The following is a 14,148-nucleotide window of genomic DNA, read 5'->3' on the forward strand; positions in this document are numbered from 1 at the left end:
TTTCTTCATTGGAAGGAGTCTTGTGCATTGCTTGGTGAATCAGGAGGTCAGCGCGGCTTCGGTGACCAGGGCCTCGGTTTCGCGGCGCAGCTCGAGGGCCTGGGAGAGCGAGTCGTCCATGATGACGTCCTCCCAGCGGACTGTGGCGCCCTTGGCGACGTCGGCACGCAGCTCGACGTGGTGCGCCAGGGCTACCGGCAGGGCGCCGATTTCCACGGAGTGCCTGGCCGAGACGAGCTTGCCCCAGACGGTGAAGCCGCCCTCGCCGTCGAGGAATTCGCCGGCCTTCAGGTCCTTCTTGGCCGTGGCAACCACGTCGCCGAAGAAGCCGACGGGCGAGCCGGTGGCAATGCCGCGGAGGGCCGCGTTGGCGATGGACATGTTCAGCTCGAGGCCCACGTAGTGGTACGGGCGGTACAGGGCCGCGTACTGGCCGGTGGGGTCCGGGTGCCACGGGTATTCGTTGAAGCAGCCGGAGACGTAGCCGTTCGTGGCCTTGACGACGACGAACACGCCTTCCTGGGTGTTGTGGCTGATCCAGCTGCCGTCGCGGTTGACGCTGGACATGACGTCCACGCTGCCCTCGTGTGCCAGGGCACCGCCGACGGCGGCGGGGCGGCAGATGGTGGCAATCTCTTCCACGTCACCCGGGGTGAAGGTCAGTCCGGAGTCCGACGGCGTGAGGCCGGCACCGTTGGCGACGGCGGCCATTTCGATGGATGCCTTGGTGCCGTCACGGAAGGAGGTGTGCATGTACGGGTTGAGCTGGCCGGAGTCGGTAAGCTCCTTGGAGAATTCCCAGTTTTCCCAGACGTTGTCCGGGTTCATCTCGTGGTAGTGCTCCAGGTACTTGGCGCCCTTGCCCGCGCAGACGACGTCGAAGCCGCTGGTCCGGGCCCAGTCGACCAGTTCCATGATGAGGGCGGGCTGGTCGCCGTACGCCATGGAATACACGACGCCGGCCTCCTCCGCGCGCTTGGCGAGGGCCGGACCGGCGAGGGCGTCGGCCTCGACGGTGACCATGATGATGTGCTTCTTGGTTTCGATGGCCCGCAGCGCATGCTTCACGCCGACGATCGGGTTGCCGGTGGCTTCCACGATGACGTCGATGTCGACGTCGAACAGCTCGTCGGCGTTTGCCACGATGGTGGTGGACCGGTTCTCCAGAGCGGTGGCGATGTCCGGGGCGATCTGGTTCCGGGGCCATCCGACCAGCTCGAAGGCGCCCTCAGCCCGCTTCACATTGATGTCAGCGATCGCCACCACGTGGATGCCCGGGATGTTGTTTGCCTGGGCGAGGTACATGGTCCCGTACCGGCCGGCCCCGATGAGGCCCACGCGGATGGGGCGGCCCTGGTTCTCGCGGTCGCTAAGAAGCTTGTGAAGGTTCATGGGGATCTCTCTGATTGATGTCTGACCGAAGAGGGACGACCTCACACCGGGCGGTGGAGCACCTCTTCGTCATTGCTGCTGTGATCTGGGTAACCGAGTGGAACCGGTTCCACTTTTGTACCAGTCAGTGTTAGGCTGTGTCAACAGATGTCGGTGAACCCCGCCGGCCACAAGGAGGACCATTGAAGAAGGCGCCCACTATCCGCGATGTGGCGGCAGCGGCGGGAGTCTCGGTGTCCGTGGTGTCGCGCGTGCTGAACCCCGACTCCGGTCCGGTCGCGCCGGCCAAGCGGGAACAGGTCCTGAATGTCATCAGCGAACTCGGCTACCGTCCCCGGGCCGCGGCGCGTGAACTCAGCGCCGGCCATGCCCTCACCGTCGGCCTGGTGGTCACGGACCTCGCCAACCCGTTCTTCGCCCAGCTGGCGGACCGCGTGGTGTGGGAAGCTCGCAGCCACGGCGTGCAGGTAGTGGTCATGACCACCCAGGAGGACCCGCACCTCGAGGCCGAATCACTGGACACGCTGCTGGACCGTTCAGTGGGAGGCGTCATTGCCACACCAACGGGCGGAAACGTCGAGAAATGGGACCGCCTGCGGGACCTCGGAGTCAACGTTGTTTTCGTGGACCGCGCCATTGCGGAGCTTGGCGACGTGGACCTCGTCAGCATCGAAAACTCTGATTCGGCCCGGCGGGCCACCGACCATCTCATCGCCCTCGGCCACGAACGGATCGGCCTGATCACCGGACCGGCCAGCACCTCCACGGGCCGGTCGAGGATCGGCGGCTACCGGGCCGCCCTCGAGAGCGCTTCGATCAGCCTCGATCCCATGCTGGTCCGTGACGTCCCCTTCCGCGGAGACGGCGGAGGCGACGCCGTCGGGTCCCTCCTGGCGTCCCCGGATGCCCCCACCGGGCTGATTGTCGCCAACACCGCCCAGGTGCAAAGCTCAGTCCGGCGCCTTGTCCAGATGGGTGTCCGGATCCCCGACGACCTGTCGGTGATCGTCTTTGACGACAACCCCTGGACCGAACTGACGAGACCCCCGCTCAGCGTCATCCGGCAGCCCATCGGCATGCTTGCCGTACACTCGCTCGAACTCGTCCTCGGACGGATGCAGGGCCGGCTCCCGGCCGGCGCCAGGACCATCGAGGTCAAGGCGGATTTCGTGCCGCGCAGCAGCTGCGCGGCCCCTTCCCGCCTTGTCACCAGCAAGTCCGCAACCAGATAAAGGAAAAGGAAAACCCATGACCGTAGTTGTCACCGCCATGTTCACGCCAAAGGAAGGCGCGTTCGACGACGTCGTCGCCGCCCTCTCCCCCGCCATCGCGGAGGTGCACGACGAGCCGGGCTGCATCCTGTACGCCATCCACGAAGCCCCGAACGGCCAGATCGTCATGATCGAAAAGTGGGAAAGCGCCGAACTCCTCGATGCCCACGGCGCCGGCGAGCCGGTCAAGCGGCTGAACGCCTCCCTTGAGGGACTCCTGGCGGAACCGGTGGAGGTGACGCGGCTGGCCGCGATCCCCGCCGGCACCAGCGCGCAGGGCGCGCTCTGATCTGAGGCTCAAGCCTGAAGAACGACGGCGGCCTCTCGCCTGGGCATGTCAGGCGAGAGGCGCCGCTCAGGCGGGCGGCGCCGTCGAACCCCTGACCACCAGTTCCGGGTCAACAAGCTTCGTCTGCACCGGCAGTTCCGGATCCTTCATGCGGTCCAGCAGGGCCTTTGCAGCCCCGGCCCCCACCTCGCCGTTCCGGCCGTCGATGGTGGTCAGGCGCAGCAGGTTTGCCGCCGCAAGGGGCGAGTTGTCGTAACCGATCAGGGAAAGATCCTCGGGGATGCGCCGCCCCCGGTCCCGCGCCGCGGCCGCGACGCCCATCGCCATCACGTCGTTTGCCGCAAAAATCGCCGAGAGCCCGGGGTTCTGGTCGAGCAGCTTCAGCGCACCCTCGTAGCCATCCGGCTCCATCGTCAGGCCGTGGCCCTGCGCCGTGTGGGGCTGCAGCCCGTGTTCGCACATCGCAGCCGCAAACCCCTGGGCCCGCAGGCGCGCGGCGCCGCCACCACCGGTCACATGCCCAATTTCCCTGTGCCCCAGTCCGATCAGGTGCTCCGTGGCCAGGCGTCCGCCGGCCACGTCATCATTGGCCACGATGTCCGCCCCTGGAACAGCGACGTCGCGGTTGCCCGCCACCACGGCTGGAACGTCGACGGCGGCGAACATCTCCTCCGTAGGCTCGGTCGCAATCACAATGCCGTCCACCCGCAACGAGATGAGGCCGTCCACAGGCGTCCGGTCCAGGTGGGCGTTGAAGGACGGGTCGGCGACGGCCACCCGGAACCCGAGGGGTGCGAGTTCGTCGTGCAGCCCTCCCAGCAGGCTGACGAACCAAAGATTGCGGTAGTCGTCCAGGACGACGCCGATGGTCCGGGACAGGTTTCCGGCAAGGGTGGCTGCCGCTCGGCTCGGGCGGTAGTTCAGCCGTTCGATGGCCTCCTCGACGGCGGCGCGGCGGGCGGCGGAGACGCCGGGCGCCCCGCGCAGGACCAGCGAGACCAGGGATTTTGATACCCCGGCCGCGGAGGCAACGTCGTAGATGTTCGGGCGTTTGCCGGTTTCCTGGGTCACCCTGCCATTGTCACCCATGAACCGCACTTTGGGATATTGACAGGACAAACTTCCGCCCCTATCGTTTTTGTGGAGCGCTCCAGTATGCGTCACACCTCACCGCGGCCGAGTCCCGCACAGCCCGTTTCAAAGGAGAAAACCAATGCCCAAAGACCTCGGCGTAGCCGTTATCGGGGCGGGCATGGCCGGCAAGGCCCACGCCGCCGCCTACCGCACCGCTACCGCCCTGTACAACCCTGTCCTGCCGCCGATCCGGCTGGTTTCCATCGGCGACGTGAACCCGGAGTTCGGCTCCCTCGCCGCCCGGCGCTTCGGTTACGAACGCAACGACACCTCGTGGCAGGCCATCGCCGAAGCCGACGACATCGGCGTCGTCAGTGTTGTGATCGCCAACTCGCTGCACCGCGAGGTGGTGGAGGGCCTCCTCGCCGCCGGCAAGCACGTGCTGTGCGAGAAGCCGCTCAGCGACACCCTGGAAGACGCGCAGGCCATGGCCGGCGCCGCCCGCAACGCGTCCTCGATCGCCCGCATCGGCTTCACCTTCCGCCGCACCCCGGGCATCGCCTACATCCGCGACCTCATCCGCAACGGAACCCTGGGCAAGGTGCTGCACTTCAGCGGCCGCTACTGGACCGACTACGGCTTCAGCCCGGACGCACCCATGAGCTGGCGCTACAAGGGCGGCCCCGGCTCCGGCGCCCTGGCCGACATCGGAAGCCACCTCACGTACGTGTCCGAATTCCTGTGCGGCGACATCAGGTCCATCAGCGGCGGCCGCCTCAGCACCGCAATCGACAAACGCCCTCTGCCGCTGGGTGCCGTCATCGGACACGATCACGCCGCCGTCAGCGACACCTACGAGGCCGTGGAAAACGACGACTACGCGGCCTTCTCCGCCGAGTTCGACAACGGCACCGGCAGCCTCGAAGTCTCCCGCGTCGCCGCCGGGCACGCCAACAGCCTCAACTTCGAGGTCTTCTGCGAGAACGGCGCCGCGAAGTTCGACCAGCGCCGCCCCGGCGAGATCCAACTGTTCCTCAACGACGGCTCCGGAAATGAGAACGGCTACCGGCAGGTCAGCCTCGGCCCGGGCCACCCCTACATCGCCGGCGGCCTGGCCATGGACGCCCCCGAGGTCGGCTTCGGCCAGAACGACGCGTTCGCCTACCAGTCCCGCGCGTTCCTCGAAGAGGTCGCCGGCCTCAGCGAAGCCGAATCCCTGCCGCGCTGCGCCAGCTTTGACGAAGGCGTCCGCAACATGGAACTGCTCGCCGCCGTCACCGAATCCGCCCTGAACAACGGAAAGAAGATCACGCTATGAAGCTCGGCGTCTACAACGCAATCCTGCACGACCGCCCGCTGCCCGAGGCCCTGAAGGTCGTCGCGGACCTGGGCCTGACGGGCATCGAGATCAATTCCGGCGGGTTCCTGCCCGCAACCCACGTCCCCACCTTCGATGACATCCTCGAAAGCGACGCCGCCCGTGATGACTACCTCGCGATCTTCGAAGGCACCGGCGTCTCCATCGCCGGGCTGAACTGCAACGGCAACCCGCTGCACCCCAACCGGGCCATCGGCGACAAGCACGCCGAGGACATCCGCCGCTCCATCCGCCTGGCCCACCGCCTCGGACAAAACCGCGTGGTCACCATGTCCGGCCTGCCCGGCGGGGAGCCCGGCGCCACCGTGCCGAACTGGATCGTCAACGCCTGGAACTCCGCGGCCTTGGATGTCCTGGACTACCAGTGGGGCGTCGCCGCCGGGTTCTGGAAGGAAACCGACCGGCTCGCCGCCGACCACGGCGTGAAGGTAGCCCTGGAACTGCACCCGCAGAACCTCGTCTTCAACGCCGCCGACGTCTACAAACTCGTAGAACTCACCGGAGCCACCCACATCGGCGTCGAACTGGACGCCTCCCACCTGTTCTGGCAGCAGATGGACCCCGTGGCCGTCGTCCGCGAACTCGGGCCGCTGGTCTTCCACGCCGCCGCCAAGGACGTGCGCGTCAACAAGGACACCGCCGCCGTCTACGGCGTTCTGGACAACCGCTTCCGCAGGCTCGCCCCCGAGGAAAACCGCACCAACCTTGGCGGCGACGAGTGGGCCAACGAATGGCCCAAGCCCGCCGCCTGGGACTTCGTCGCCCTCGGCAAAGGGCACGACGCCGCCTACTGGACCGAATTCCTGCGCGCCCTCCACGACGTGGACCCGGACATATTGGTCAACATCGAACACGAAGACACCGAACTCGGCCGCATCGAGGGCCTCGAAGTCGCAGCCAAGGTCCTGAAGGAAGCGGACGCAGCCCTGGCCGCCTCGCTGGTCAGCCCCTAGCGCTGGTAGACGCCGGTGAGCGTCGCCGTGCCCAGCAGATGCCGGGCGAGTTCGGCACCCAGCTGCGCAGGCTTCGCACCTGTCCCGCCAGGCAGCTCCTCGACATCCAGCGCGTACACCGTGACGATGTAGCGGTGCCGGCCGTGCCCCGGCGGCGGGGCCGCGCCCAGGTAGCCGCGGAAGCCGCCGTCGTTCTTCAGCTGCACGGCGGCGGGCGGGAGTTGCGGTCCGTCCTCGGCTCCCGCACCCTCCGGCAGGGAGGTGGTGTCCGCGGGGATGTTGAGGACCGCCCAGTGCCAGAATCCGCCGGCCCCCGGCGCGTCCGGATCAAACACGGTCACGGCGTAGCTCCTGGTCCCGTCCGGGGCCCCCGTCCAGCTCAGCTGCGGGGACTCGTCCGCGCCGCCCGCATGCATCCTGCCGCTGCGCTGCGGCGGCGGCAGGGTGCCGCCATCCTGGAAGGACCGGCTGGTAAGCCCGAACGCGGGGACGTCCGGCAGGTTTGAAAACGGGCCCGGCGATGTCATGGCTGCTCCTCAGATGGTGGGAACTTCGGCTTCCTCTGCTGCTGCTTCGACGTGGTTGAGCTCCGCCCGGGTGGGCGGATTGGCGCCGGCACGGGACACGGTCACCGCTGCCGCGCGCGAGGCGTGGGCCAGGAGGGCGGTGAGTCCCTCGGCCGGGAGCGCCCGCAGATCACCCCGGTTCTGGGCGCCGTCCAGGCCGCGGTCCACCACGCCGGACAGCAGTGCCGCCATGAACGAATCCCCGGCGCCAACGGTGTCCGCCACGTCCACTCGGGGGGCCGCAAACTCGGCCTCCCCTGCGGCGGTGATCCCCCACGGCCCTGCCGCGCCGCGCGTCACCACCACGACGGCGGGACCCTCCGCACCGCCGAGCTTCAGCCAGCGGCGTGCAGACTCCAGCGGGTCCACGCCGGGGTAGAGCCAGGCGAGGTCCTCGTCCGAGGCCTTGACGATGTCCGAGAGGGTCACGAACTTTTCAGCCTGCCGGCGGGCGTAATCGGCGTCCGTGATGATGCTGGGGCGGCAGTTCGGGTCAAAGCTGATGGTCGACGCCGGGTGGGCGTGCTCGACGGCGGCCAGCACCTCCGCGGCGCCGGGCGCCAGCATGGTGGCGATGGAGCCGGTGTGCAGCAGCGTGGTTCCCTGCAGCATGAACGGCAGCCGTTCCTCCAGTCCCGGGAGCTCCCAGGCGAGGTCGAACGTGTAAGTGGCGGCGCCGTCGTCGTCCACCAGGGCGGTGGCCACGCTGGTGGGCAACCCGTCCGGGGCCTGCGGGAGCATGACGGAACTCGCCCGAAGGTGGGCGGCCACCGACTCACCGTAGGCGTCCCGGCCGTACCGGCCGACGAACTGCACCGGGTGACCCAGCCGGGCAAGCCCGACGGCGACGTTGAGGGGGCTGCCGCCCACATGGGCTTCGATTCCGGAGCTGCGCTGGACCACGTCAACGAGGCCCTCGCCGATAACAGTGAGCATGGTCATACTCTGCCAGAGAACGCCGCCCGGCGCTCGGGTTCCCCGCTGCGGGCTAGGCCTTCTTTCCCGGCAGCGCGAGCTTGAAGACCTTCGCCCAGGAGGATCCCACCTGCTTCAGCAGCGGCCCGGTGGTGTACGGCAGGCCGTAACGCTGGCAGATTTCCTGCACCTTCGGTGCCACTTCCCCGTACCGGTTGGACGGCAGGTCCGGGAACAGGTGGTGCTCGATCTGGTGGGAGAGGTTGCCGGTCATGATGTGCATGAACTTGGAGCCGGAGATGTTGGCTGAGCCGATCATCTGGCGGACGTACCAGTCGCCGCGGGTCTCGCCCTCCACCATTTCCTCCGTGAACGTGTCCGTCCCCTCGGGGAAGTGGCCGCAGAAGATCACGGCGTGGGCCCACACGTTGCGGACGGCGTTGGCGGTGAGTGTGCCCAGAAGAGCCTGCTTGCCCGAGCCGGTGAGCATGGCCACGGCCGGGGTGGCGGCATAGTCCTTGGTGAACTGCTTGAGGGCCTTGACACCGAGCGCCTTGAGGTCCCGGGTCATGGCCTCCTTGCTCTTCTTGCCCTCCTTGTATTCGACCAGCTCGAGGTCGTAGACCGCGATGCCCCATTCGAAAATCGGCGCCAGGATGGCGTTGTACAGCGGATTGCCCAGGGCGCGGGGGGTCCATGGCTGGTCCTCGTCCATGCGCAGCAGGTTGTATCCGACGTCGTTGTCCTTGCCCACCACGTTGGTCCAGCGGTGGTGGAGGTCGTTGTGGGTGTGTTGCCACGAGCGCGCCGGCGTCACGAAGTCCCACTCCCACGTCGTGGAGTGGATGTCCGGATCGCGCATCCAGTCCCACTGGCCGTGGAGGATGTTGTGGCCGATCTCCATGTTTTCCAGGATCTTGGCGAGGCTGAGCAGGCTGGTGCCGGCCACCCAGGCGGCCTTGTTGCGGCTGCCCAGCAGCGCCGCCCGGCCGGTGATCTCCAGCCCGCGCTGGATCTTGATCACCCGGCGGATGTACGCGGCATCGGAAGCCCCGCGCTTGGCGAGGACCTCGTCCTTGATGGCGTCCAGTTCCCGGCCGAGCTCTGCCACCTGCTCGTCGGTCAGGTGCGCCGCGGCGGGCGGGCGCACGGCCGGCCGGCCGGTGGCCGCCAGGGCCCCGGGCCGCGGCTTTGTGATGGGTTTGTCGTTGGCGGCCCCGTCGGAGGATCTGTCAGTCGCCGCTGTGCGATCGGATATTGCAGTCATACTGGTGATGCTCCTCAGATGTCGAGGTTAACGGGCCCGGCAGCTGCCGAGACGCACGTCTGGATTAGTTGGCCCGGTTCACCGTGGACTTCGCCGGTGCGCAGGTCCCGGACCTGCCCTGCACGCAGGGGCAGCAGGCAGCTGTGGCAGATGCCCATGCGGCAGCCGCTGGGCATGAGGACGCCGGCGTCTTCGCCGACGTCGAGAAGGGGGGTGTCGCCGTCGGCCTCCACCTCGCGGTCGGAGGCCTCAAAGGTGACCAGACCGCCGTCGTGCCCTTCGCCGCCCAGCAGGCTGGTGTTGAAGCGTTCGATGATGAGGTTGACGGGGTCCGCCGCGAAGGGGCCGGTGGCCCCGTCCCCGCGGGCTGACCTGGGGTTCCTGGGATGGGCGGCCGCTTCGGCGGCCCAGAGGCCTTCGGCCTCGTCGAGGAACCCTTCCGGCCCGCAGGCGTAGGCGGCTCGCCGGCGCCAGTCCGGGCACAGGGTGTCCAGTGCGGCAGCCGAGCCGAAGTCCACTCGGCCGCGTTCCCCCGTGTACCAGTGGGTGACGCGGAAGTTGGGAAACTGGTCTGCGAGTTCGGAAAGTTCCTCCCGGAAGATGCTGTCCTCCCGCCTTCTGGCGGAGTGGACCAGCACGACGTCGGCGTCGGGGCGGTGCGGCACCAGCGTGCGGACCATGGACATCACAGGGGTGATGCCGCTGCCGGCGGTGAGCATCAGGAGCGGGCGGGGATGTTCCGGGAGGACGAAGTCGCCCTGCGGCGGCGCCAGGAACAGGACGTCCCCGGGCCGGGTGTTGCGGACCAGGACACCGGAGACGGCACCCATGTCGCTCACGGTGATGGCGGGGTCTTCCCCCGCGGGGGCGCTGAGCGAATAGGAGCGCCAGTGCCGGACGCCGTCGAGCTCGACGCCGATGCGCGCCCACTGGCCGGCTTTGTGAGCCTTCCAGCCGCGGCCGGGCCGGAAGTGGATGGTGGCTGAATCCGCTGTTTCGGGCACAACTTTGGTGACCACGCCGCGCAGCTGCCGGGCCGAGAACACCGGGTCAAACAGCGCGAGGATGTCCTCCGGGGCCAGAGGAGTTGTCAGTACAGACGCCGCGCGCGCCAACTTGCGGAGCCGGATCACGCTGTCCACCGCATGATGGGTTCACCCATGTGTATCTCCTAGTGAAACCCGGGATCGTAATATACAAAAGTACCTCAGCCCCCACCTACAAGGGTCCTCCTTGCCGGCTGCGGGAGCAACCGGCGTCCACTTCTGGGTGGGGTCAGACAAGGCAATATCCTCCGTTGTGGCGTCTGCGGCATTCGCGGTTGATAATAAGCATACTTACCGCCGGGGTGGATACGGCGGTAGATATGGCACGGTGCGCCGCTGCCCCCATTTACCGGCCCCGCATTTACGATCTACCCCATGACATTGCAACGAACGGAACTCAATGGAGTTCCCGTGTTCTGGGTCGAGGGCGCCCAGCCACTCACAGCGCAGCTGGTTTTCCGCGCCGGAGTCAGGGACGAAACCTTCATGACCGCCGGGCTCACGCACCTGGCGGAGCACTTGGCAATGTCAGGCGTCCCCGACTTGCGGCGCCAGAGCCACAATGCCACGGTCGGGCCGACGTTCACCTCATTTACCTGCAGCGGCAAGGCGGAGACTGTGGCGTCATTTCTCACCGCCGTCTGTTCCTTCCTTTCAGTACCCGACCTCGGCCGGATCGACATCGAAAAGAAAATCCTGGCGGCCGAGGCTTCCACCACAGTTCCACCAGCCACCGCAGAGCACCTGCGCCACCGCTTCGGGATGTCCTCCCTGGGGCTGACGGACGTGGCGCCGCCGTCGCTCGAAACGCTCGGAGCGGACGAGGTCCTGCAACTGCTGCAGAGCCACTTCACGGCGGGCAACGCGGCGCTGGCCCTGAGCGGGGCACCGCCGGAGGGACTCCGCCTCGACCTTCCGGCAGGATTTCCACGCCGGCCGGACACCCCGTCCCCTATTGCCACACCCCTGCCGATGTGGTTCGAGCAGGGGTGGCCGCGTCTCGGCTTCTCCTTCGAAGTTCCTGCGCGGACGGAGGCCGCACGCGAGGCGGCCCGCACCGTGTCGCGCATCGCCTGCCGCCGCGCCCACCGTATTCTGCGGCAGGAGCACGGCTGGGTCTACGACGTCGACGTCATGCATTTCCTCGACACCGGGGACACGGGCATTCTTTGCTTCGAAACCGATCCGACACCGCAACACGCCAACGACGCACGGCTCGGCCTCTTGGCCATTCTGCGGGACCTTGAGCGCAATGGCCCAACGGCCGGGGAGCTCCAGACCGACGCGGAGGAATTGCAAGAGTATTTGGAGGATCCGGTATCGGCCATTGAGATGGCCGCCGCGGCCGCGGAATCGCATCTGCTGGGACGGGAACCGGTGTCCCCGGCGGACAAGCTGGCCCTGGCCCGCAACGTCACCGCCGAAGCCTGCCGCGCAGCCCTGGCCGGCCTCGAAGCCACTGCCATTTTCGGGATGCCTGAGGGAACCCGGCCGGACGATGACTCCATCAGATCGGATGTTGACCGCCCCGTCGAATGGCTGGGCGGCCGGGAGTTCCGGCGCAGCGTACGCGGCGCCCTCTACGGAGTTCCCGGCGGCAGCAAACTGTTCGTCGGAGACAAGGGCGTGACACTCTCAGCGGACTACACCGCCAGTATCCCCTGGGACGACCTCGTGGGCGTGGCAGTGGCGCCGGACGGACTGGTGACCCTGATCGGCATGGATTCCCAGCAGATCCAGGTCCGGGAGGCGTGGTTCGGCAAGGGGCAACAGGCCATCGATGCCATCCTGGACAGGGCCGGGGAGAAGCGGTGCTTCACCCCGCCCGACGCCTGAAGTTCCCCGGACGACGCCGAAGACCTAGAGCTGCAGCAGCTCCTGCACGAGCTCGCGGCACTTCCGGTAGGACGCGGTCTTCGGGTCAATGAGCGAGAAGTGGTCGCCGGGGACCTTGACCACCTGAACCGGCGCCCCGGCGGCGCGGGCCGCGGTGGCGTAGGCCTCGGACTGGCTGACCGGCACGGTGTCGTCTTCGAGCCCGTGGACGGCGTAGACCGGGATGGTGAGCGGCACGGCGCTCATGGGGTCCGCGTACTTATGCCGCTTGGGGTACCTTTCGGCGGAGCCGCCCAGGAAGTTGCTGACGGCGCCGTTGCTGAGATCGGCCCACTCGGCCTGCGCGAGGTTGAGCAGCCCGGACTGGCTGACCACGCCGGTCAGGTGGACGGCTTCACCGTTGAGGTTCCGGACGACCTGCCGGTCGGCGTCGGCAGCACCGAGTCCCGCAAGCCGGTCCCGGCCGGCTGCCCAGACGGCAAGGTGGCCGCCGGCAGAATGGCCCAGTGCCACCACGCGGTTCAGGTCGAGATCGTGCTCGCCGGCCACCTCCCGGAGCTTGTCGATACCGGCAAGGATGTCCTCGAACGTCCGCGGCCAGCCGCCGCCGTTGCCCGCACGGCGGTATTCCAGGTTCCAGGCCACGATGCCGTGTGCCGCAAGGTCTTTCGCCAGGGGTTCACCCAGCTCGGCGCCGTACTGCGAGCGCCAGTAGCCGCCGTGGATCACCACTACAACGCCGCGCGGGGACGGCGGCCGGCCGTTGCGTGCGGCAGGTGTCTCCGGCAGGAAGAGCTCGCCCCACTGGCTGGGGTGGTCACCGTAGTGGTACTTCTGCCGCTTCACTGCATCCTCCTAGGATCCTTCGAACGGGGCGCCGGACCCCTCCTTGCCACCGCCCGCACGCCCGGGGTCCGGGCCTGCAGGGCACGACGGCGCACAACAGCCATGTGCCGAGCCTACATGGACGCCGCTTCTCTGGGGCAGAAGGGGCTGCAGTGGCAGGGGTGTCACCGGCCCGCTGCCGCACCGCCTTGATAGTTTGGACACATGGCAAGCAACTGGGATCGCCTGGACGTCACTCAGCGCGACTCCGTGCAGGAAAGCGTGGAACTCTACGAGCGCGTCCGGCCCGCCCTGAAACTCGTCACCCGGGAAGTCCTGCAGATCCTGCGGACAATGCTCAAGGACACCGAGGTCACCCCGCTGTTCGTCACCGGCCGGACCAAGTCGGTGGATTCCTTCCGGGAGAAGATCTCCCGGACCGAGGAACCGCTGGAACCGGGCGGCCCGCGGCTCCTGAAGTTCCCGGACCCGTTCCGGACCCTCAACGACATGGTGGGCGTGCGCGTCATCACCAAACTGCCAACGGAGAACGCCCTGGTGGCCAACCTGATCAAGCGCCAGCGGAACCTCTTCGACTGCCGCGGAGACCGCGAAAAGGACATCGGCTCGATCGAGTCCGGAACCTATGGCTACTCCAGCCGGCACCTGATCCTGCGCACCATCCAGAACGATGTGGTGAAGAACTACCAGCAGGTTTTCAACCCTGAAGTCCCGCCCAACGGCAGCTACTTCTTTGAATGCCAGATCCGCACCGTCTTCGCCCACGCGTGGAGCGAGATCGAGCACGACATCCGGTTCAAGGCCGAGGACCCGCGGGCATGGACGCCGCATTTCGACCGCCAGTTCACCGCCACAGCGGCAATGCTGGAGACCGTGGAGAGCGCCTTCGCGGACCTGCATGAACGGTACGAGGAGGTCCGCAGCTACTGGGACGTGGACGGCGAGGGCGCGGCGCAGCTCACTCCCAACCGGATCCGCGACGTCTGGCGCACCCTGCTCCCGCACGTAGACCGTAAAGTGGATGATGACTGGGGATGGGCGGCCGAACTCCTGGCGGCCCACGGACTCAAGCAGACCGTGCAGCTTGCCGGCCTGCTCAGCGCCAACCGGATCACCGAGGTCCGCAGGGCCCTGGACCACCGCTACTCCCCCGGCCCGGACCGCCTCCTGGATGACCTCCTGCTGTGGCAGTACGGCACCAAACACATCGACCTCACCGCCGAGGCGCCCGACGCCGTTCCCCACCCGCGGCGCGACAGCCTCCTGCGGCGGCTGAAGCAGATCGAGCGTTACCGCCAGACCAAGAAATAGAGTT

13 protein-coding genes are annotated in these 14,148 nt (G+C 67.6%); 6 read left to right on the forward strand and 7 right to left on the reverse strand.

All coding sequences use genetic code 11. The annotated features are described in order from the left end of the window. Positions 1-39: 39 nt before the first annotated feature. Positions 40-1,392, reverse strand: coding sequence for an NAD(P)H-dependent oxidoreductase (locus ACFTSA_RS21840; RefSeq protein WP_377954001.1), 1,353 nt, complete (start codon positions 1,390-1,392; stop codon positions 40-42). A 182-nt stretch (positions 1,393-1,574) separates the two neighbouring features. Here ACFTSA_RS21840 and ACFTSA_RS21845 point away from each other — a divergent pair, with 182 nt between their 5' ends. Together ACFTSA_RS21845 and ACFTSA_RS21850 are read left to right on the forward strand one after the other, a co-directional pair. Continuing rightward, positions 1,575-2,624 carry a LacI family DNA-binding transcriptional regulator gene (locus ACFTSA_RS21845; protein ID WP_377954003.1) on the forward strand — a complete coding sequence of 350 codons (1,050 nt, stop codon included), beginning with the start codon at positions 1,575-1,577 and terminating at the stop codon, positions 2,622-2,624. A gap of 16 nt (positions 2,625-2,640) precedes the next feature. Continuing rightward, entirely contained in the window at positions 2,641-2,952 is a 312-nt protein-coding gene (locus tag ACFTSA_RS21850; protein WP_377954004.1) for a putative quinol monooxygenase, read from the forward strand. A 66-nt stretch (positions 2,953-3,018) separates the two neighbouring features. On the opposite strand, the gene ACFTSA_RS21855 is transcribed toward ACFTSA_RS21850, so the two are convergent. Next, positions 3,019-4,023 carry a LacI family DNA-binding transcriptional regulator gene (locus tag ACFTSA_RS21855; RefSeq protein WP_377954005.1) on the reverse strand — a complete coding sequence of 335 codons (1,005 nt, stop codon included), beginning with the start codon at positions 4,021-4,023 and terminating at the stop codon, positions 3,019-3,021. Between the two features lie 142 nt (positions 4,024-4,165). On the opposite strand from ACFTSA_RS21855, the gene ACFTSA_RS21860 reads away from it, so the two are divergent. Together ACFTSA_RS21860 and ACFTSA_RS21865 are read left to right on the forward strand one after the other, a co-directional pair. Then, positions 4,166-5,344 (forward strand): Gfo/Idh/MocA family protein, encoded by a 1,179-nt coding sequence (locus tag ACFTSA_RS21860; RefSeq protein WP_377954006.1) that lies wholly within the window; start codon positions 4,166-4,168, stop codon positions 5,342-5,344. After that, entirely contained in the window at positions 5,341-6,357 is a 1,017-nt protein-coding gene (locus ACFTSA_RS21865; protein WP_377954007.1) for a sugar phosphate isomerase/epimerase family protein, read from the forward strand. The genes ACFTSA_RS21860 and ACFTSA_RS21865 overlap by 4 nt, the downstream gene beginning before the upstream one ends. Here ACFTSA_RS21865 and ACFTSA_RS21870 read toward each other — a convergent pair. The 4 genes from ACFTSA_RS21870 to ACFTSA_RS21885 are packed head-to-tail and all read right to left on the reverse strand — an operon-like array spanning position 6,354 to position 10,238. Then, positions 6,354-6,884, reverse strand: a complete 531-nt coding sequence (locus ACFTSA_RS21870) for a YbhB/YbcL family Raf kinase inhibitor-like protein (protein WP_377954009.1) — start codon at positions 6,882-6,884, stop codon at positions 6,354-6,356. The two genes, ACFTSA_RS21865 and ACFTSA_RS21870, sit on opposite strands and share 4 nt — an antisense overlap. 9 nt (positions 6,885-6,893) lie before the next feature. Next, positions 6,894-7,859, reverse strand: coding sequence for a carbohydrate kinase (locus ACFTSA_RS21875; RefSeq protein WP_377954010.1), 966 nt, complete (start codon positions 7,857-7,859; stop codon positions 6,894-6,896). A 52-nt stretch (positions 7,860-7,911) separates the two neighbouring features. Next, on the reverse strand, positions 7,912-9,105 hold the full coding sequence (locus ACFTSA_RS21880; protein WP_377954012.1) for a fatty acid desaturase family protein: 1,194 nt from the start codon (positions 9,103-9,105) through the stop codon (positions 7,912-7,914). 14 nt (positions 9,106-9,119) lie between these two features. Next, on the reverse strand, positions 9,120-10,238 hold the full coding sequence (locus ACFTSA_RS21885) for a ferredoxin reductase (protein ID WP_377954063.1): 1,119 nt from the start codon (positions 10,236-10,238) through the stop codon (positions 9,120-9,122). A gap of 288 nt (positions 10,239-10,526) precedes the next feature. Here ACFTSA_RS21885 and ACFTSA_RS21890 point away from each other — a divergent pair, with 288 nt between their 5' ends. Next, positions 10,527-11,987 carry an insulinase family protein gene (locus tag ACFTSA_RS21890; protein WP_377954013.1) on the forward strand — a complete coding sequence of 487 codons (1,461 nt, stop codon included), beginning with the start codon at positions 10,527-10,529 and terminating at the stop codon, positions 11,985-11,987. A gap of 24 nt (positions 11,988-12,011) precedes the next feature. Here ACFTSA_RS21890 and ACFTSA_RS21895 read toward each other — a convergent pair whose 3' ends face one another. Continuing rightward, a complete protein-coding gene (locus ACFTSA_RS21895) occupies positions 12,012-12,833 on the reverse strand; it encodes an alpha/beta hydrolase (RefSeq protein ID WP_377954014.1) in 822 nt (273 codons plus the stop codon). Positions 12,834-13,037: 204 nt separating this feature from the next. On the opposite strand from ACFTSA_RS21895, the gene ACFTSA_RS21900 reads away from it, so the two are divergent. After that, entirely contained in the window at positions 13,038-14,144 is a 1,107-nt protein-coding gene (locus tag ACFTSA_RS21900) for a GTP pyrophosphokinase family protein (RefSeq protein WP_377954015.1), read from the forward strand. Positions 14,145-14,148: the final 4 nt, after the last annotated feature.

This window comes from Arthrobacter sp. NPDC057013, from assembly GCF_042674585.1.
GTDB lineage: Bacteria > Actinomycetota > Actinomycetes > Actinomycetales > Micrococcaceae > Arthrobacter.